A 19194-nucleotide genomic window follows, 5' to 3' on the forward strand; every position below is an offset into this window, starting at 1 on the left:
CCAGAGGCGCGCTCCCGAGAACCGGCGTCAGCCAAGTTGGCCGGACCGACCTTCTCCAGCAGCACGGTCAGCCAGGGTGTCAGGTCTTCGATCCTGTCGGCGACGATGTGGATGACGCCGGATTCCGATTGCAGCTTGCCGGTGACGCGGATGAATCGGGCTCCCATGACGATGGGCCGGAAGCGGTCGAAGACCCTTGGCCAGATGATGACATTGGCGACCGCCTTGTCGTCTTCCAGGGTGAGAAAGATGGCGTTGCCCTTGCCGGGGCGCTGGCGCACCAGCACCAGCCCGGCGACGGAAACGCGCCTGCCGTCGCGCACGGCAGGCAGGTTGGCGTTGGGGATGACGCCGGCGCGGTCGAGCCGTTCGCGCAGGAAGGCCACCGGATGCGCCTTCAGCGACAGGCCGAGCGAGCGGTAGTCGTGGATGACATGTTGGCCGAGCGGCATTTTCGGCAGCTTCGTCTCCGGCTCCAGTTCGCGCAGCGCGATCCCCGGCTGGTCGAACAGAGGCAAGCTCTCGGCGGCACTCCTGCCGTCCAGCGCCCGCACTTCCCAGAGTGCCGCACGGCGATCGAGGCCAAGCGAGCGAAAGGCGTCGGCCTGGGCCAGCTTCTCGATCTCGCCGACGTCGAGGCCGGAGCGCAGCCAGACGTCCCGCACGCTCGCATAGCCCGGACCACGCCCCTTCACGAAGGTATCCATGCGATCCTTCGACAGGCCCTTGACCTGCCGGAAACCGAGCCGCAACGCATGATCTGTCTCGATGACGCCGCGCATCTCGGCATGACGCGGCAGGATGCGGGCGGGGTCGAAGGAAGCTTTCTCCAGCGTGCAGTCCCAGACGGAATGATTGACGTCGATCTCGCGGATCTCGACGCCATGGTCGCGCGCGTCGCGCACCAGCTGGGCCGGCTGGTAGAAGCCCATGGGCTGCGAATTCAGGATCGCGGCGCAGAAGACGTCGGGATAGAAGGTCTTGAACCAGCAGGAGGCATAGACGAGCAGCGCGAAGGACGCGGCATGGCTTTCGGGAAAGCCGTACTCGCCGAAACCCTCGATCTGCTTGAAACAGCGCTCGGCGAAGTCTCGTGGATAGCCCTTCTTGACCATCCCTTCGATCATTCGAATCTCATAATTTCCAATAGTGCCATTGCGCCTAAACGTCGCCATCGCTCGTCTTAACTGATCGGCTTCACCGGGAGAGAAGCCGCCCGCATCGATCGCGATTTTCATTGCTTGCTCTTGAAACAGCGGCACACCCAGCGTTCGCTTCAGAATGGCTTCAAGCTCCTTGCTAGGATATTCGACCTTCTCCTTTCCCTGTCGTCGACGAAGGTAGGGATGAACCATATCACCTTGGATTGGACCTGGCCGGACGATCGCCACCTCGATGACCAGATCGTAAAATGTGCGTGGCCTGAGACGCGGCAACATGGACATCTGGGCGCGCGATTCTATCTGGAAGACACCGAGCGTGTCGGCACGGCAGATCATATCGTAGACGCGGTCATCCTTCTGTGGGATCGTAGCTAGGGTCAGGCACCGGCCATATTTGTCTCTCACACCGTAGTGGGTTTCCAGCAGATCAAAGGCGCGTCTCAGACAAGACAGCATGCCAAGCGCCAGCACATCGACTTTGAGGATGCCGACATTGTCGAGGTCATCCTTGTCCCATTCGACCATCTTGCGTTCGTCCATCGCCGTCTTGACGATGGGCACGATTTCGTCGAGCCGGTCCTTAGTAATGACGAAGCCGCCGACATGCTGGGACAGATGGCGGGGAAAGCCCATGATGTCGTTGGATCTCTCGATCACCAATCGTGCAAGCGGGTCGGCTCGGTTAATGCCGCCGGCGTGAGCCTCCTTCTCGCCGAGCTCAGAGGTCGACCAACCCCATATCGTGCTCGACAATGCGCTTCTGACATCCTCAGACAGACCCATGGCTTTCGCCACTTCGCGGAGCGCCGAGCGGCCGCGATAACTGATGACAGCTGCCGCAAGTGCCGTGCGCTTGGCGCTGTATTTGTCGTAAATATACTCGATGACGACGTCGCGCTTTTCATGCTCGAAATCGACATCAATGTCTGGGGGTTCGTCGCGCTCCGTTGAAACAAAGCGCTCAAAAAGAACGTCCAGAAGGCTAGGATCAACTTCCGTAATCTCAAGACAGTAACAGATGACGGAGTTTGCGGCGGAGCCGCGACCCTGACACAGAACACTCTTCGAACGCGCGAACCGAACGATGTCGCGAACGGTTAGGAAATAACGAGCGTATTTCTTCAAGCCGACAATTGCGAGCTCGTGCCGGATCAGCCCGTCCACTTTGTCCGGGATGCCGTCGGGGTAGCGTTTCCTGGCGCCATCCCAAGTCAATCTTTCCAGTTCGGTCTGAGGATCGACGCCTGCCTCGGTTGTCTCTTCCGGGTAGTTGTGTTTCAGCTCGTCCAGAGAGAACTCCAGGCTTTCGGCGAACCGCAATGTCTCGGCCAGCGCTTGCGGATGGCGGCGGAACAGGCGCGCCATTTCCAGCGGCGGCTTGAGATGGCGTTCGGCATTGGCGGTGAGCTCAAGCCCGACCTCGGCGACAGGGGTGTTGAGGCGGATCGCGGTCAGCACGTCCTGCAGCGGGCGGCGTTCGGCGGTGTGGTAGAGAACATCGTTGGTCGCCATCAGCGCGATGCCGGTGCTCTCGGCCATTGCCGCCGCTTGCTCGATCCTGAACCGGTCATTGCCGGCATAACAGGGCGAGACGCCGAGCCGCAGGGCCTCGCCGAAGCGGTCCTTGAGCCGGCGCAGCAAGGTCAGGCTGACCTCGGCGCCGGCCGTCAGGTCGGGCAGGACGGCCAGCGACATCAAATCCCCCCATTCGAGCAGGTCGTTGCGCTGGGGAAGGGTGGCGCCCTTCTCGTTCTCGTCGCGCAGATTGGCTTGCGTCAACATTCGGCACAGATGCCCCCAGCCCTTGCGGTCCCTGGGATAGGCGAGGATGTCGGGCGTGCCGTCGCCAAAGACCAGCCGGCAGCCGGGGTGATAGGAAAGCTTTTCGACCTTGGCCTGCTGCCAGGCGCGCACGACGCCGGCCACCGTGTTGCGGTCGGCAAGGCCGATCGCGGAGAAGCCCAGCAGCTTGGCCGCGACCACCAGCTCTTCCGGCTTGGAGGCGCCGCGCAGGAAGGAGAAATTCGACTGGATGCCGAATTCGGCATAGGGGATGGCGGTCAGCGCGTTCATGCGAAGACCCCGTGCAGGAACCAGCGTGGCGGCACCTTCGATGCGCCGCCGTAAAGACCTTGCCGGTAAAGCCAGTAGCGGCGGCCATCGGCGTCCTCGATGCGGAAATAGTCGCGCGTCGCCGCGGCGTCGTCGCCCGGCGGCTGTCGCCACCATTCGGCGGCGATGCGCTCAGGACCCTCGGCGCGCGCGACGCGGTAGAGCGCGCGGCGCCAGCGGAAACGCAGCGGCGGTCCTTCCGGCATTTCGGTGGCCGGTACCTCGATGGGCTCGGGCGCGCGAAACAGCCGGATCGGACGCTCCGGCGGGAAGATGGTCATCGGCGCCCGCACCCTGTCCGGTTTCCTCGGCGGCGTGGTGCGGCGCGGGGTTTCGCTGAAGGGGACGATGGCGACGGCACGCTCCGGCAGATGGCTTTCGACGGCGACCGGCCTCAGCACGGCGCCGTCGCCCAGGCGGGCACGGACGCGATCGGCGAAGAGGGCGATGTCGGCCTCGTCATCGGCGACCTCGCCGGCAAGGTCGCCCTGCTGCATGTCGAAGGCGGCAACCGAAAGCACGCAGAGCCGCACGAGGTCGAAGCCGAAACCTGCGTCGATGGTCTGCTCCAGCGCGGTAAGCCTTTCGTGGAACAGGCGCCTGATCAGCTGGGGTTCGCGCAGGGGCCGCGAGGTGCCGACCGCTATGCGGTTGACGGCGCCGTCGACGCGAAAGAGGAAAAGCGCGAGCCCCCTCGCACCCTCGCCGCGCCGTTCGAGATCTGTCTTCAGGGCCGTGGCCAGCCGGCCGACCAATTGCTCGATGTCGTCGGTCTGCACGATCGGTTCGGCCAGATGGCGTTCGACCGAAAGCGGCGCGACGGGCAGGCGCGGCGAGACGGCCTCGTCGAGCCGGCCGAGCGCCTGGTCGAGGCGCAACAGCAGGGAGGCGCCGAAGCGGCGGGCGAGCGGCGCACGCGGCGCGGCCATCACCGCGCCGGCCGTGCGCAGGCCGACGCTTTCCAGGCTGGCGCGGGTTTCCGGCGCTATGCGCAGCGCCGCCAGGGGCAGAGGCGCGAGCAGCGTTTCCTCCTCGCCCGATAAAACGATGCGGTCGCCGCAGAAGCGCGCCGCCGCCCAGGCAGCGCCCGGTGTCGCGGCAAGCCCGGCGCGGACATCGAAACCCTGCTGGAAGAAGCGCGACAGGATGGTGTCCAGCATGGCGCGTTCGCCGCCGAACAGATGGGTACAGCCGGTGACGTCGAGGAACAGGCCGTCAATGCCGTCCAACGCCACCAGCGGGGTGTAGCGGTCACACCAGTCGGCAAGGCCCTCGAGCAGGCGCCGGTCCGCCTCCGGATCGGCCTCGACGATATCGATCGAGGGATGCATGGCGCGCGCATCGGCAATGCCCATGCCGGGCTTCAGGTGCAGGGCTTCACCCTGCTCGTCGAGGGCCGAGATGCGTTGCGCGTTGCTGTCGCGATGGCTGATCACGAGTGGTGGGTGAGCCGGATGCTCCGGCGGCCGGGAACGCCAGGACCGCCCCAGCCGCTGCCGCAGGATCCTTTCGGCCGCGAGATAGGGAAACCACAGCGACAGGATTCTCTGCCCGGCGCTCTTCGCCGGCTCTTTCGTCGCCCCTTCTTTCATCGAATACGCGTTCATCGGGGTTCCACTCCAGTGTGAATTGTCCGGGCAGGGCCGTGCGGCTCTTGCCGATGGTGATGGTGAAGGCCGGGCGGCCGATCGAGCCGGCCAGCGGCCCGGCGACCGTGGCGCGCGGCGCCGCCGGTGCTGATGCAACGATGAGGCGCACGGGTGCCGCCGTCGGCTCGGGCGCCGCCGCCTGCCGCAGCAGCAGGACCGGCCGGCCGGCGGCAAGCGCCCTTGCATGCAGCCGGCGCGTCGCGGTCAGGTCCAGCCGCTGCGGATTGCCACGGATTTCCAGGATGACAGCGGCGAGCGCCGTCATGCGGGCCGCTTCCTCGGCGACCCACAGGGCATCAGTGAGTTTCGACGTCTCGGAAAACACCAATTGCCCCGGCTCGATGCCGAAGGCGGCATGCAGACCCCGGGCATAGGGAAAGCCGGCCTCATGGAAGATTTCCGATGTGCCGACCCACAGCACCGGCAAGCCTTGCGCCTGCTTCAGGATCAGGCTGGTGAGCGACAGCGCGAAGCCGGCGACGGCCCCGGCATCGCGGGTTTCCTGGCCATGGATTTCGCTGAGCGCCGCTTTCGGCAGGCCGCCGCTCAGGGCGGCGTCGAGGCGCCCGGCGCCGACGGGCAGGAAGGCATCCGGCAAGGCCGCGGCAGGCCCGCGCCGGACGATCGTGAGATCGGCGCCGGGGAAGTCGGCGCCAGACACGTCAGCGGCGGCACCGGCATCGACCAGCGCGCCAGCCGGCGCCTGCAGGCGCTCGGGCAGCGTTCCCTCGATTTTCGCGATCTGGCGGCGCAGGGCAAAAACAGTCTCCCGCGCCACAGCGGTCATCGCCATGACGGTCAGCTTCCACTCACAATTGTTCCTGTTATGTTCCTATAGATTCCAGAGAGGTCTGGAAGAGTCAAGCAGGGTCACAAGGAATTTATTCCTTGACCTGATGCCCGCGAGCCCAACATGCAAGTTGGCTACGCACCATCCATGAGGTCGTCATCCCTGGGCGAAGCAGCCGCGTGAGCGGCGTCGCGGAGACCCTGGGATTCATTCCGTGACCTTGGTCGACGGTGCAGCGGAGCAGAATTCCGCATCGCCGCGCCGCTCGGAAGTCACGGCATGGATTCCGGGGTCTGCGCCGCGTCGCTGCGCTCCTTGCTCCGCCCCAGAATGACGAAGCAGTGGGCGCTTCTTCATAGCGATGACCGTCACACGTCTCCGCCGGGAGACTAACGCTGGCCGCCAAACGCCAGCCGTGCGGCAAGCCCGGCGAAGACGGTTCCGAGCAGGATCTGCGGCGCGCGCTGGAACCGTGTGCGCTTCGACAGTGCGGTTCCGATGCGGCTGGCGGTGAGGATGACCATGCCGTTGACGGCCAGCCCGATCAGGTTGAGCACGGTCGCCAGCACGAGGATCTGGCCGGCGACCGAACCAGCTTCTGGGTGCACGAATTGCGGGAACAGCGCCAGCACGAACAGCGCCATTTTCGGATTGAGCAGGTTCGTGAACAAGCCCTGCCGGAAGATGCGGCCCCGCGAATAGCGCGGCAGGCCGGCGACCGGCGCGAATGCGGTTCCATCGGAGCGGAACGCCTTCCAGGCAAGCCAGGCGAGATAGGCGGCTCCGGCATAGCGCACGATGTCGTAGGCGATGGGTGCCGCCAGGAACAGTTGCGCCAGGCCGAAAGCGGCGGCCAGTGCGTGGCAGTAGGTGCCGGCGGCGATGCCGGCATAGGTCGCCAGGCCCGAGGCGCGCCCCTGGCTGGCGCTGCGGGAGGCGATCAACAGCATATCCGGCCCCGGCGTCGCGGTCAGCGCGAGGCAGGCAATGGCGAAAAGTCCGAGTGTGGAAAGGTCCGGCATGAGAGCTCCTTGAGGCATGGCCGGAGCCGACCCCTACGCGATTCCCCGTCGGGCGGTAAAGCATCTGAACCAGGAATCATGCTGTCATTTGCCTGAGCCAGCGCGAAAGCCTATATGCCGGGATCAAAGGACAAAGCATGGCCCGCATCTACAAGACACGCACCTGGCACGACCAGTTCTCGCCCTCGATGGACGAATTGGAGTTCCTGGCCCTGGAGGCTTACGCCCACCTGCCGGAGGACTTTCGCAAGCTGACCGGCGAGATCGTCATCCAGATCGCCGAGTTCCCGACCGACGAGATCATGGACGACCTGTCGCTGGAGACGCCCTTCGACCTGCTCGGCCTGTTCGAGGGACGCGGCATCGCCGAACGCTGGAACCCGCAGACCGGCGAGGGGCCAAACCGCATCACGCTCTACCGCCGCGCCATGCTCGACTACTGGGCCGAGAATGAGGAAACGCTGGGCGACATCGTCACCCATGTGCTGATCCATGAAATCGGCCATCATTTCGGCTTATCGGACGATGATATGGAGCGGATCGAGGAAGCAGCAGAGTAGGCAGCATGCGCGGCATCACCAATCCCGGCGACCTTTTCGACAGGCTGAAACAGGCCTGGAGTCCTGAAAGCTCGTTAAGCTGGAGCGCCGAAAACCCCGCAAAGGGCCAATGCAGCGTCACCGCGCTGGTCATCCAGGACGCCTTCGGCGGCGATATCCTGAAAACCTACACGCGCGGCGGCACGCATTTCTACAATCTGGTCGACGGCGTCAAATGGGACATGACGGTCAGCCAGTTCGATCGCCCGATCCCGTTCGCGGACATGCCGTCCAGCCGCGAGGAAGCGATGGCCGACACTTCGCCCGCCCAGTACGAGGCGCTCAAGGCCAGGCTGAGCCTCTGACCTGAACGCCTCGGCGGCGTATCCTCACCAGTCGCTGAGCTTGGTGTCCGGCCCGTATTCCTGGCCGTCTATGTCCTTGACCACGGCCTGGCCGCAGCGCATCGCCTTGGCCTCCTTGTCATAGGCATAGGTCGGCGAGCCGAACAGGTGCCAGCCCTTGTTCAGCGCCGCCGTCACCTTGTGACAGAAGCTGGCGTCGTCCGGGCCGGTCAGAAAGCGGTAGAGTTTCATCGGGTTGGTTCCTGTCGTGAATAGCCCGCAATAGGGGGGCCATCATGCGCCGATGGCGGCCGCCTTCGCCAGCAGTTTTTCGGCCTGCGTCAGGTGCAGGCGCTCGACCATCCGGCCGTTCAGCGCGATCACGCTCCTGCCCTGGTTCTCGGGAAGCGCAAAGGCATCCGTCACCTGGCGTGCCTCGGCCAGCGCCGGCGCCGACGGCGCGAAGGCGCGGTTGGCCGCCTCGATCTGGGCGGGGTGGATGACGGTCTTGCCGTCAAAGCCCATGGCGGAGCCTTCCGCGCATTCGCGGGCAAAGCCATCGAGATCGCGGAAATCATTGGTCACGGCGTCCAGCACATCGAGGCCGCCGGCCCGCGCGGCCAGCACCATCTGCATCAGCCATGGCACGAGGTAGCGGCGGTCCGGCGTGGCCAGCACGCCCGTTTCCTTGGCCAGATCATTCGTTCCGGCGACGAAACAATTGAGCCGCGAGGCGGGATCGCGGCCAAGCTCGGCGATGGCGCCGATGTTGAGCATGGCCTTCGGCGTCTCGATCATCGCCCATAGTTTGACGCTGTCGGGGGCGAAATTGTCGTCCAGCACGTCGCCGGCCTCCAGCAGGTCGCGCGGCGTGTCGACCTTGGTCAGAAGGATGCCGTCGGGCTGGCAGTTTGCTGCGGCCAGAAGGTCGTCGGCGCCCCATTCGGTGGAGAGCGCGTTGATGCGCACCACTATCTCGCAGCCGCTGGCGGGGCGATTGGCGAGGATGCCGGCCAGCTTGCCGCGGGCGGCGATCTTGTCGGCCGGGGCAACGGCATCCTCGAGGTCGATGATGACGGCGTCGCAGGCAAGCCCGGCGATCTTGGCCAGCGCCTTGTCGTTGGAGGCGGGGACATAGAGCACCGAGCGGCGCGGGCGGTAGGTTTCCATGGCCGATCTATGCCGGTTGCGGCTGGCCGAGGCAAGCATGCAGGCTAACCGGCCGACCGGCCCAACCGTCCGGAGAGGGGCCGCCGTCGCGAGCCTGGTTCGCTCAGGCTCTGGATCGCCATGCCACCGAGGCCGGCAGACCGCCCAGCGCCACCGAGATGCGGTCGGCATGGTCGACAAGCGAGCGGGTCAAGGCCGGCACGGCGTCATCTGGCAGCAATTGTTTGAGCGTGGTGATGCTGATCGCGCCGATAGCCGCGCCGTCATGTCCGAAGATCGCCGCGGCGACACAGGCAATGCCGATATGATCCTCCTCGTCGTCGATCGCATAATGGACCGAGGCTACTTTATCGAGGGCCGATGTCAGGGCCGGCATCGTGCTGAGCGTCCTTGGGGTCCTGGCCGGAAAGCCGACGCGTTCCAGGATGTCGATCGCCCGCTGTCGCGGCATGGCGGCGAGAAAGACCTTGCCGACCGCCGAACAATGCGGCCGTTCGCGTCGTCCCAGCGCGGCATCGAAACGGATCGCATCCGGAGCGTCGGCCCGGCCCACGACGACGGCCGCGTCCTCGTCCCATATAGCGACGCGCGATGTGATCCCGGTCGCCTGCGTCAACTGCCGCAAGACAGGCATGGCGGCCTCCGCGACACCCGTGCCAGCCACGGCAAGATCGCCGAGCCGAACCAGGGCGAGGCCGAGACGGTAGCGCTTGCCCATGCCCTCTCCGGTGTCGGATATGATGCCGGCGGCCTTCAGGCTGAGGAGGATCGCGTAAGCGGCCGCCTTGGTGACGCCGACCGCAAGGGCGAGGTCGGTCAGACGGGCGCCATCCTTTCCCGCCTTCGCGATCAGTTCGACGATGTCGAACGCGCGGCCGACACTTTGCACCCGATACCGGTCACCGTTCATCGAAAATCCTGCCAGCCGTCATCAAACAGACATGCATGTCGTGCATCAATAGTAAATAGCATTTAGTATTACTAAACAATAGCGAAGCCCATCATTTTTGACCGGCATGACTTGCCTGGTCCGAAAACCAAATTCGGAACGGATCATGGATTTTACAATCTCGGCCCCGCATCAGGGGCACGCCACTACCATGCTCGAAGTCGCCGGTGACCCGGCGTCCGGATCGCAAGAGGCTGACCGCGCAGTGACGCGATGGTGTCCGGCGTGAAGCGCCTGCGATTCGCGTGGATCGGCCTGGCGCCGTTCCTGATCCTCGTACTGGCTTTCGAAATCCTGCCCATCCTTGCCCTGCTGGTTTCCAGCCTGAGCGCGAAAGACGGACCCACGCTCAGCAATTTCGGCCGGGCCCTGACCCCCACGACGCTGGCGGCATTCGGCAACAGCCTGCAACTGGCCATCGCCACCGCGTTCGGCGGCACGCTCTTCGGCACCGTCGTCGCCTATGCCATCGCCACTTCGCGCAATTCGGCGATGCGGCACGTCATGACGGCGCTCGCCAATGTCGCCGCCAATTTCGGCGGCGCCCCGCTGGCCTTCGCCTTCGTCATCACGCTGGGCTCCACCGGCTTCGTGACGATCCTGCTGGGCTGTCTTGGAATTCAGCTCTACCCGGACTTCCGCATCTATTCGATCACCGGGCTGGGCATCGCCTATCTCTATTTCCAGACGCCGCTGGCCATATTGCTGGTCATGCCGGCGGTTGCGGGACTGCGGCCGGAATGGCGGGAGGCGGCCGAAATCCTCGGCGCCACGGCAAGCCAATACTGGCGGCGGATCGCGCTGCCGATCCTGGCGCCGGCGATATCGGCGAGTTTCTTCCTGCTGTTCGCCAATGCCTTCGGCGCTTACGCCACCGCCTGGACGCTGACCGGTTCGGACGTCAACCTCATCCCGGTACAGATCGCGGCGCTCGTGCGCGGAGAGGTCGTGCTGGACCCCGCGCTGGCCGATGCGCTCGCCATCCTGTCGCTGCTGGTGATGGCCCTGTGCCTGATCGCCTACCAGTATTTCGCCCGCCGCATGAGGCGCACGGCATGAGCGTGCGGTTCCTGACATGGCGCGCGCCGGTCATCGGCGTCTTCACTGCCTTCATGATCGTTCCGGTCGCCGCGACCGCGCTGTTTTCCGTGGCGACGCGCTGGGACCGCAGCTTGTGGCCGGAAGGTCTGACATTGGCCTGGTGGCTGAAGGTCACATCGCGCTCGGCATTCGCCGACACGCTGCTGAACTCGTTCTGGGTAGCGGCCGTTTCGATGCTGGTTTCGCTGATCGCCGTGGTGCCGGCGGCCTATCTCGCCCACACCAGGCTGCCGCAAGCGAAACCCTGGCTCGAACTGCTCTCCATCGTGCCGTTTTCCCTGCCTGGGGTCGTACTGGCACTGGGGCTGATCCGGCTCTACTCGAAACTGCCGCTGCCCCTTGTCAACACGCCCAACATCCTGGTCGCTGCATACGTGATCGTCACATTGCCATTCATGTACCGCGCGGTGATGAACACGCTGGAAAGCGTGGACACGCGCAGCCTCATCGAGGCGGCCCAGAGCCTCGGCGCCAATCCGCTTCAGGTCCTGGGCTGGGTGGTCGTGCCCAACATCGCTGCCGGCATCGTCAACGGCAGCCTGCTGGTGCTTTCGGCGGTCTTTTCGGAGTTCGTGCTGGCCAACCTGCTCATCGGCACCCGGCTGAAGACCTTTCCGATCTACCTCGTCGAATTCACGCGATCGGACGCCCGACAGGCCAGCGCCCTGGCGCTGATGAGTTTCGTGATCGCATGGATCATCTCGCTTGCCATCCTGTGGACCGCCGCCCGACCGGGCCGGCGAAGGCAAGCCGAAAGTCCGCCGAGGAGCCGTTAGCAGCAGATCCGGACACCGGACATGCCGTCGCGAGCGGGCGCGGGGGCGGATCGACATCGACCCGCATTTGGAGAGACGACTATGAACAAGACAATGTTGGCCGTGCTTCTTGGCGCAACCGCCTTTTCGATGCCGGCACTAGCTGACGATACCCTGGCTTCGGCCAAGGCCGAGGGGCAATATGTCAGCTACGGCATGTCGGACGACTGGGTCAATCTCGGCACCATCTTCGGCGAGATCGAGAGCAAGTTCGGCCTCAAGCATGTCGACACCGATATGACGTCCGCCGAGCAGGTTACCCATCTTCTGGCGGAGAAGGACGCGCCCGTGATGGATATCGCCGACATCGGCTATGACTTCACCGGTCGCCTTCTCGAAAACGGCCTGGCCGCCAGCTACAAGAACGCGTCCTGGGACAGCATCGAGCCACGCTACAAGGACGCGGAAGGCCGCTGGGCCTCGGCCTATTGGGGCGCCATCGCCTTCCTGGTCAACACCGACAAGGTCAAGGTCGCGCCGCAGACCTGGAACGACCTCCTCAAGGCTGACTACAAGGACATGGTGTGCAGCCGCGATCCCCGCATTTCCAGCTACGCGACCGCCTCGGTTCTGGCTGCCGCCTATGCGAATGGCGGCGGCGAGGACAATGTCCAGCCCGGGCTCGACTGGTTCAAGCAGTTGCGCGACAGCGGCAACCTGCGCAACGGCGTGGTGCTGAACGTGGCGTCGGTCCAGAAGGGCGAATGCCCCATCTCGCTGGTCTACGATTTCGACGGCTTCGCCAAGCGTGACGCGACCGGCCTGCCGCTGCAGGTCATCATCCCGTCCGACGGCACGGTCGGCATGCTGTTCGCGCAGTATATCAGCGCCGTCGCACCGCATCCCAACGCGGCCAAGGTCGCCATCGATTTCCTGTTCTCCGATGAGGGTCAGCACCTGCTGGCCGAAGGCTATGCCCATCCGACCCGGAACATCGAATTGTCCGACGCGGTGAAGGCCAAGATGCTGCCGGCAAGCGCTTACGAGAAGGTTCGGTTCCCGACGAACCTCGAGAGCTTCTCCGGCGCCGTCAAGAACATCGCCGAAGGCTGGGACAAAGTCGCCAAATAAGGGCTGACTGTCCATTGCCGCCCGCGCAAGGTGCGCGGGCGGTTCTTTCGCGCCGTCCCGTGCAACGGGACGTCGGGTCGCAGCTCCCGGGCGCGAAGTTCCCGCCTGCACGAAAACTGCACGCGGCTGCGGAAAACCTCCTCCGATCCGCCGCATCGCCACCCGGCTGGCCTGCCAGACAGGCGGCATGCAAAAGCGAAGACATCCCCGTTGGTCCTTGCCCTACCGGCTGCGCAGCGAAGGCTGGTGGCTGGCCGATCCGCCGGATGCGAGGCCGGCGGCGATGCTCGTCCCTTTTATCCGCAAACGCCCGCCGACGGTTCGGCGCAAAGCCATGGGGAGGGCCAGGCCGTGACATTCGTATCCGCCGCACAGAGTACAGCCAAACACAGCACCGGCTTCGCGAATTATTGCAACCGCTTCGGCGTTGCCGTGCTGCTCGTCGCGGCCGCCGACTTTCTCTTCTACGGCCAGCCCGCCGGCATCACGGTGCTGCTGTTCGCCATCCTTATCGCCGCGGCGGTCGTGGCCGTGCATCCGGCCGCCTTCAGCGACGGCAGGCTGTGGCTCAAGCCCGCCGCCTTGCTGGTCGCGCTGCTGCCGCTCGCCGAGACGGTCAGCCCGCTGTCGGTCTCGACCGGGCTTGCGGCCCTGGTGGTGTTCGCGCTTTCCGTGCACCGCCGGCTGCGGCACGGCATCGCCCGCATTGCTGGCCAGATCGCGCTGTTCCTGATGGCGGCGCCGGTCCGCTTCGCCGGCGATTTCATCCGCTGGCGCAAGACGGCGCGGCGCCTGGGCGGGCGCCGTGTCCGGCTGGCGGCGGCCGCCGTCTGGGTGATGCCGCTGACGCTCGGCGCCGTTTTCCTGGCGCTGTTCGGCGCAGCCAACCCGGTCATCGACTACTGGCTGTCGCTGATCGACCTGATGAAGCTCATCAACCTCATCGAACTCACGCGGATCGCCTTCTGGCTGTTCGTGCTCGGCGGCGTCTGGGCGTTTCTGCGGCCACGCCTGCCACGATTTTCCCGGCGCATGTCCCGGCCGAGCCATCCCCCGGCTGATGCCCAGCCGATTGCCAAACCCGACAGGCACGTTGTCGAGGACATACTGTTCGGCAAGGCCGCGATCCTGCGCGCCCTGATCGTCTTCAACGTTTTGTTCGCGCTGCAGACCGGGCTCGACGCCACCTATCTCTGGGGCGGAGCGGCCCTTCCCGATGGCCTGAGCTACGCTTCCTACGCGCACCGCGGTGCCTATCCCCTTGTCGTCACCGCGCTGCTCGCCGCTGCCTTTGTGTTGGCCGCGCTCCGGCCTGGCAGCGCGACATCGGCCGATCCGCTCATCCGCCGGCTGGTCTATGCCCTGATAGCGCAGAACATCATGCTGGTCGTCTCATCGATCCTGCGGCTCGATCTCTATGTCGGCATCTATTCGCTGACCTACTGGCGCGTCGCCGCCTTCGTCTGGATGGGACTGGTGGCCGCCGGGCTTGTGCTGATCATCGCCCGCATCGCGCTGCAAAAATCCGGCGAATGGCTGCTGTCGGCCAATCTTGCGACACTTTCGACCACGCTTTATGCCTGCTGCTTCATCAATTTCGCCGCGCTGATCGCCAATTACAATGTCGACCATTCCTACGAAATGACCGGCCAGGGCATCCCTCTCGACGCCTGGTATCTGCGCTCGCTCGGGCCGGGAGCGTTTCCGGCGCTCGACCGCTTCATAGATCATCAGGGCAGGACGCCTGCTGCCGGCGCCGTGCGGGAAATCGCCGGAATGCGCGCCAGCGACGAAGGCTGGTATCGCGGCGTCCAGCAGAACTGGCGCGCGTGGAGCCTTCGCGACTGGCGCCTGCTTCGCCATCTCGACAGCAGGGGGCCGCTCGTGATTCCCTCTCCCGCCGCAGCTGAACCGGGCCGCTGACCCATGCCGCATCACATCCTTGTCGCCGACGACGATCCGCATATACGCGAGGTGATCTGCTTCGCGCTGGAAAAGGCCGGCATGAAGACGCAAACCGTCTGCGACGGCGCCGCCGCCCTGCAGGCGGTCGAGCGCCAGGCGCCCGATCTTGTCGTGCTCGACATCGGCATGCCGGAGATGGACGGGCTGGAGGTCTGCCGCAGGCTCAGGCAGCGGTCCGATGTGCCGGTGCTGTTCCTGTCGGCGCGAGATGAGGAAATCGACCGCATCCTGGGGCTCGAAATGGGCGGCGACGACTATGTGACGAAGCCGTTTTCGCCGCGCGAACTGGTCGCCCGCGTCAACGTTATCCTGCGGCGCGCCCGCCCGGCGGCGCCCGAACCGGCCGACGAACGGCAGTTCGCGCATGGCAAGCTCATGCTGGCGCCGGCCAGCCATGCGGCCAGCTTCGACGGCAGGCCGCTTGCCCTAACGGGGATCGAGTTCGCGATCCTGAAGGGGTTCCTGGCGCGGCCCAGCCATGTGCTCGACCGCGACGCGGTGATGGTCAATGCCTATGCCGGCAAGGTCCATGTCGCCGACCGCACCGTCGACAGCCATATCCGCAACATCAGGGCCAAGCTGGCGGCGGTTGGCTGCCCCGATGTCATCGAGACCGTGCATGGCGTCGGCTTTCGGCTCGGCCGATGCGGCTGACGGCGTCGCGCAAATGGATCGGCCGCAAATGGCGGCCGCGGCTCGCCACGGTCGTCGTCGCCATCCTGATGCTGGTCATGGCGCTGCCGCTGGTCGGCCTGTTCTTCTTCCGCCTCTACGAGAACCAGCTCATCCGCCAGACCGAGGCGGAACTGATCGCGCAGGGCGCCGCCATATCGGCCATTTACGCGCAGGCGGTGCACGAGGCCGGCATCGCGCCGGAGAAACTCGGTGCGCCGATGCCGCAAATCGGCGCCGGCGCAAGCCGGAGTGCCGACGGACCCTACCGGCCGATCGAGCCGCAACTCGATCTCGCCTCCGACAGTGTGCTGCCGACTCGGCCGGCGGGGACGCCCGGCACCGCCGATCCCGTCTTCGCCGCGATCGGGGCGCGCCTGTCCGGCATTCTCGACGCGACGCAAAAAACCACGCTGGCCGGTTTCAGGTTGCTCGACCCCCAGGGCGTCGTCATCGCCGGGGGCAGCGAGGTCGGGCTGTCGCTGGCCGGGGTCCAGGAGGTGCGCACGGCGCTTGGCGGCGACTATGCCAGCGCGCTCAGGCTGCGCATCCCCGAGCAGCCGGCGCCGCCGCTCTATTCGGTCAGCCGCGGCACCAGGGTGCGCGTCTTCGTCGCCATGCCGGTGGCGGTGGACGGCCATGTCGCAGGCGTGGTCTATGTGTCGCGGACGCCCAACAACATCGTCAAGCATCTCTACGGCGAGCGCGGCAAGGTAACGTTGGCGGCCATCGCCGTCCTCGGCGGCACTCTGCTCATCGGCCTTGTCTTCCTGCGCGCCGTCAGCCGGCCGATCTATGCGCTGATCGACCGTACCCAGCGCATCGCCGCCGGCGAACGCGATGCGATCCGGCCGCTCGACCATCACGGCACCTACGAAATGGCCGAACTGTCCGCCGCCTTCCTCGACATGGCCGAAAAGCTGCAGGCGCGCTCGGATTCGATCCAGACCTTTGCCACCCATGTCTCGCACGAGCTCAAATCGCCGCTGACGGCAATCCAGGGCGCGGCCGAACTGCTGCGCGATTCCGGCAGCACGATGGACGACGAGGAGCGGCGGCGCTTCTCCAACAACATCGTCACCGATGCCGGGCGGCTCAATCTGCTGGTCCGGCGCCTGCTCGACCTGGCGCGGGCCGAGAATCTCGCGCCATCGGGCGAAACCACCTCGGTGAGGTCGGCGCTGGCGCTGCTTCCCGTCGACACCAGGCTGGCGGTCAGTGCCGGTGCCGGCGGCGACCTGCCGTTGCGCATATCGGCCGAGAACGCGGCGATCGTGCTGGCCAATCTCATCGACAATTCGGCCAGGCATGGGGCGACGCTGGTTTCGATCACCGCGTCAAGCGCCAGCGGCAGGGCGACGGTCGAGGTAAGCGACGACGGCGCCGGCATTTCGCCGAGCAACCGGGCACGCATTTTCGAGCCGTTCTTCACCACGCGGCGCGAGTCGGGCGGCACCGGCATGGGCCTCGGCATCGTGCTGGCCCTCCTGAAAGCACATGATGGCACGATCCGGCTGGTTGACTCCGGGCGCGGCACGCGCTTCGAGATCACTTTGCCGGTCGCGTAAGGACGGGGACGGCGGATTGGAGAAAAACGTGCGCTACGACATCGTCATCATCGGCGGAGCCATCGTCGGTTCCTCGATCGCCTATTACCTGCGCGAGGAAGGATTCTCAGGCTCGATCGCGCTGGTCGAGCGCGACCCGCAATTCGCGCACGCGGCAACGACCCTGTCGATGGCCTCGATCCGCCAGCAATTCTCGATCCCTGAGAACATCCGCCTGTCGCAGTTCACGCTGAAGCTGTTCCAGCGGCTGAAGGAGGAGTTCGGTTCCGATGCCGATATCGGGTTTCGCGAGGGCGGCTATCTCATCCTGGCCGGCGAGGCTGGACTGCCGATCCTCAAGGCCAATCACGAGGCGCAGGTCGCGGAGGGCGCCGACATCCTGCTGGAGGACGCCGGCCAACTGACGCGCCGTTTCCCCTGGCTATCGGATGAGGGCATCGTCGCCGGGGCCTATGGCCGCAGCGGCGAGGGCTGGTTCGACGCGCATGCCATGCTGAGCCTGTTCCGCAAGGCGTTGCGCGGCAAGAAAGTCGATTTCATCACCGCTGACGTCACCGGCGTCGCGCGGCAGGGTGGTAGCGTAACCGGCGTCAGCCTCGACAATGGCGAGACGCTGGAAGCTGGCATCGTCGTCAATGCCGCCGGGCCGAACGCCGGCAAGGTCGCGGCTTTGGCCGGGCTCGAACTGCCGGTCGAGCCGCGCAAGCGCAACGTCTTCGTCTTCGAGGCGCGCGAGAAATACGCCGACATGCCGCTGCTGGTCGATCCCTCGGGCATCTATGTCCGGCCGGAAGGCTCGGTCTACCTGACCGGCGGCGCCGAGCCGGAGGAGGGTGACGGTCCGGCGGACCCCCGCGATTTCGATGTCGACTGGGCGCTGTTCGAAGAGGTTATCTGGCCGGCGCTGGCGACCCGCATCCCGGCCTTCGAGGCGATCAAGGCGACCCGCGCCTGGGCTGGCCACTACGACTACAACACGCTCGACCAGAACGCGGTGATCGGCCCGCATCCGGAGGTCGGCAATTTCCTCTTCGCCAACGGCTTCTCCGGCCACGGCCTGCAGCAGGCGCCGGCGGTGGGCAAGGCGCTTGCCGAACTGATCGTACATGGCGGGTATCGGACGATCGATTGCTCTGCGTTCGGCTATGCGCGCGTAGCGGAGGGAAGGGCGTTTAGGGAGCTGAATGTGATCTGAGGTCGCGTAGCGAACCGGATCTGTTCAAGGAACGATCCTGGACGTTGCCACTCGCGGCACACTTCGCGGAACCAGCGATCAATGCAGCCGCTTCTTGCCCGCAATATCAAGGCAAGCTAACGTTTGCCGAGGGTGATATTGAGGAAAACATTGTTCAAGGCGATTGTCGAAAATTTTCGGCGCACGAAGAGCGTTCAATCGCTTCTGGAACTCCGCAACGAAATTCTGTACCGGCAATTCATGGGCAGTTCCGCGTCCGGGGGACAGGCGTTCGCCAAGACTCTCAGCGAGAAGCCTGGCCGAAATTATTGCTTTACGATCGCCTTCAATACGCCTTGGGTCATCGATACGCTCGCCGAGGCCTGGCGCATATTCGTGCCCGGAACCAATCTCGTCGTCGTCGACAACTCGTCAAATGCGGCGGCCAGGATTGCCATCGAGGCAATCTGCAGGCAGCGCGGCGTCGCCTATTTCCCGCTGCCCAGGAATTTCGAGCGAAACCCCTCCCGGTCGCACGGGATCGCTCAAACCTGGACCTTCCACAACATTGTCAAGCATCTCAGGCCTGACATATTCGGCTTCATCGATCATGATTGCTTTCCACTTGGCCCCGTGGATTTAGAGAAACGAGTTGGTCGGAATATAGGGTACGGATTTGTGCTGAATGCCAAGTCAACCTACCTCTACGAGCGACCAAAAGAGGACGTAAGCTGGTTCTATTGGGCGGGCTTCTGCTTCTACAATTTCGCCCTGGTGAAGGATGTCAATCTGGACTTTAGGCATCGCCTGGACATCGGCATGGATACGGGCGGCGGGAACTGGCCAGTGCTATACTCGAAACATCCCGCGTCGGAATTCGAGAGGGCGAGTTCGGGGTCGATGAAGGTCAGCCTTCAGGAGAAGGAGGCCGAATACCAGCTGATCGACAATGCTTTCTTCCACGTAGGAGGCGCTTCCTATCGCCTGTTCGCAAAGAACCCGGACTATCGCCGCGCCCTATGCGACCATATCTGGAAAGCCTATCTGGGCGGGGTCCAGGACCGCCTGGCGTCCTGCTAAAGCAATTCCA

At 65.0% G+C, this 19194-nt stretch carries 17 protein-coding genes; 10 read left to right on the forward strand and 7 right to left on the reverse strand.

Features of this window, described 5'->3' with window-relative positions; all coding sequences use genetic code 11:
- From J0I79_RS18430 to J0I79_RS18445, 4 genes are all read right to left on the reverse strand, one after another.
- The coding region (locus J0I79_RS18430; protein WP_292861800.1) for an error-prone DNA polymerase at positions 1 to 3236 on the reverse strand (3236 nt) is incomplete at its 3' end.
- Positions 3233 to 4711, reverse strand: a complete 1479-nt coding sequence (locus J0I79_RS18435) for a DUF6504 family protein (RefSeq protein WP_292861803.1) — start codon at positions 4709 to 4711, stop codon at positions 3233 to 3235. The genes J0I79_RS18430 and J0I79_RS18435, both read right to left, overlap by 4 nt.
- Positions 4653 to 5717: a hypothetical protein gene (locus J0I79_RS18440; RefSeq protein WP_292861806.1), complete on the reverse strand. Its 1065-nt coding sequence runs from the start codon at positions 5715 to 5717 to the stop codon at positions 4653 to 4655. The genes J0I79_RS18435 and J0I79_RS18440 overlap by 59 nt, the downstream gene beginning before the upstream one ends.
- A gap of 386 nt (positions 5718 to 6103) precedes the next feature.
- Positions 6104 to 6736: a LysE family translocator gene (locus J0I79_RS18445; RefSeq protein WP_292861809.1), complete on the reverse strand. Its 633-nt coding sequence runs from the start codon at positions 6734 to 6736 to the stop codon at positions 6104 to 6106.
- A gap of 137 nt (positions 6737 to 6873) precedes the next feature.
- On the opposite strand from J0I79_RS18445, the gene J0I79_RS18450 reads away from it, so the two are divergent.
- Together J0I79_RS18450 and J0I79_RS18455 are read left to right on the forward strand one after the other, a co-directional pair.
- Positions 6874 to 7296 (forward strand): metallopeptidase family protein, encoded by a 423-nt coding sequence (locus J0I79_RS18450; protein ID WP_137930313.1) that lies wholly within the window; start codon positions 6874 to 6876, stop codon positions 7294 to 7296.
- Between the two features lie 5 nt (positions 7297 to 7301).
- Positions 7302 to 7640, forward strand: a complete 339-nt coding sequence (locus J0I79_RS18455) for a hypothetical protein (protein WP_292861818.1) — start codon at positions 7302 to 7304, stop codon at positions 7638 to 7640.
- 24 nt (positions 7641 to 7664) lie between these two features.
- On the opposite strand, the gene J0I79_RS18460 is transcribed toward J0I79_RS18455, so the two are convergent.
- From J0I79_RS18460 to J0I79_RS18470, 3 genes are all read right to left on the reverse strand, one after another.
- Positions 7665 to 7871, reverse strand: coding sequence for a DUF1737 domain-containing protein (locus J0I79_RS18460; RefSeq protein WP_292861821.1), 207 nt, complete (start codon positions 7869 to 7871; stop codon positions 7665 to 7667).
- Positions 7872 to 7913: 42 nt separating this feature from the next.
- A complete protein-coding gene (locus tag J0I79_RS18465; RefSeq protein WP_292861824.1) occupies positions 7914 to 8828 on the reverse strand; it encodes a CoA ester lyase in 915 nt (304 codons plus the stop codon).
- Positions 8829 to 8892: 64 nt separating this feature from the next.
- A complete protein-coding gene (locus tag J0I79_RS18470) occupies positions 8893 to 9699 on the reverse strand; it encodes an IclR family transcriptional regulator (protein ID WP_292861828.1) in 807 nt (268 codons plus the stop codon).
- Between the two features lie 264 nt (positions 9700 to 9963).
- Here J0I79_RS18470 and J0I79_RS18475 point away from each other — a divergent pair, with 264 nt between their 5' ends.
- The 8 genes from J0I79_RS18475 (at position 9964) to J0I79_RS18510 (ending at position 19184) form a co-directional block, all read left to right on the forward strand.
- Positions 9964 to 10797 carry an ABC transporter permease subunit gene (locus tag J0I79_RS18475; protein ID WP_292861831.1) on the forward strand — a complete coding sequence of 278 codons (834 nt, stop codon included), beginning with the start codon at positions 9964 to 9966 and terminating at the stop codon, positions 10795 to 10797.
- The gene (locus J0I79_RS18480) at positions 10794 to 11615 is read left to right on the forward strand and encodes an ABC transporter permease subunit (RefSeq protein WP_292861834.1); all 822 of its coding nucleotides are present in this window, start codon (positions 10794 to 10796) and stop codon (positions 11613 to 11615) included. Before J0I79_RS18475 ends, J0I79_RS18480 begins: the two co-directional genes overlap by 4 nt.
- Positions 11616 to 11696: 81 nt before the next feature.
- Complete coding sequence (locus J0I79_RS18485) at positions 11697 to 12725, forward strand: extracellular solute-binding protein (protein ID WP_292861837.1); 1029 nt, start codon at positions 11697 to 11699, stop codon at positions 12723 to 12725.
- Between the two features lie 351 nt (positions 12726 to 13076).
- The gene (locus tag J0I79_RS18490; RefSeq protein WP_292861842.1) at positions 13077 to 14648 is read left to right on the forward strand and encodes a DUF4173 domain-containing protein; all 1572 of its coding nucleotides are present in this window, start codon (positions 13077 to 13079) and stop codon (positions 14646 to 14648) included.
- A 3-nt stretch (positions 14649 to 14651) separates the two neighbouring features.
- On the forward strand, positions 14652 to 15344 hold the full coding sequence (locus J0I79_RS18495; protein WP_292861845.1) for a response regulator transcription factor: 693 nt from the start codon (positions 14652 to 14654) through the stop codon (positions 15342 to 15344).
- Complete coding sequence (locus tag J0I79_RS18500; RefSeq protein ID WP_292861848.1) at positions 15335 to 16930, forward strand: ATP-binding protein; 1596 nt, start codon at positions 15335 to 15337, stop codon at positions 16928 to 16930. Before J0I79_RS18495 ends, J0I79_RS18500 begins: the two co-directional genes overlap by 10 nt.
- A 28-nt stretch (positions 16931 to 16958) precedes the next feature.
- A complete protein-coding gene (locus J0I79_RS18505; protein ID WP_292861851.1) occupies positions 16959 to 18125 on the forward strand; it encodes an FAD-binding oxidoreductase in 1167 nt (388 codons plus the stop codon).
- A gap of 150 nt (positions 18126 to 18275) precedes the next feature.
- Positions 18276 to 19184: a hypothetical protein gene (locus J0I79_RS18510; RefSeq protein WP_292861854.1), complete on the forward strand. Its 909-nt coding sequence runs from the start codon at positions 18276 to 18278 to the stop codon at positions 19182 to 19184.
- The last annotated feature ends 10 nt before the right edge of the window (positions 19185 to 19194 follow it).

The sequence above is a fragment of the Mesorhizobium sp. genome (assembly GCF_017306585.1).
GTDB lineage: Bacteria > Pseudomonadota > Alphaproteobacteria > Rhizobiales > Rhizobiaceae > Mesorhizobium.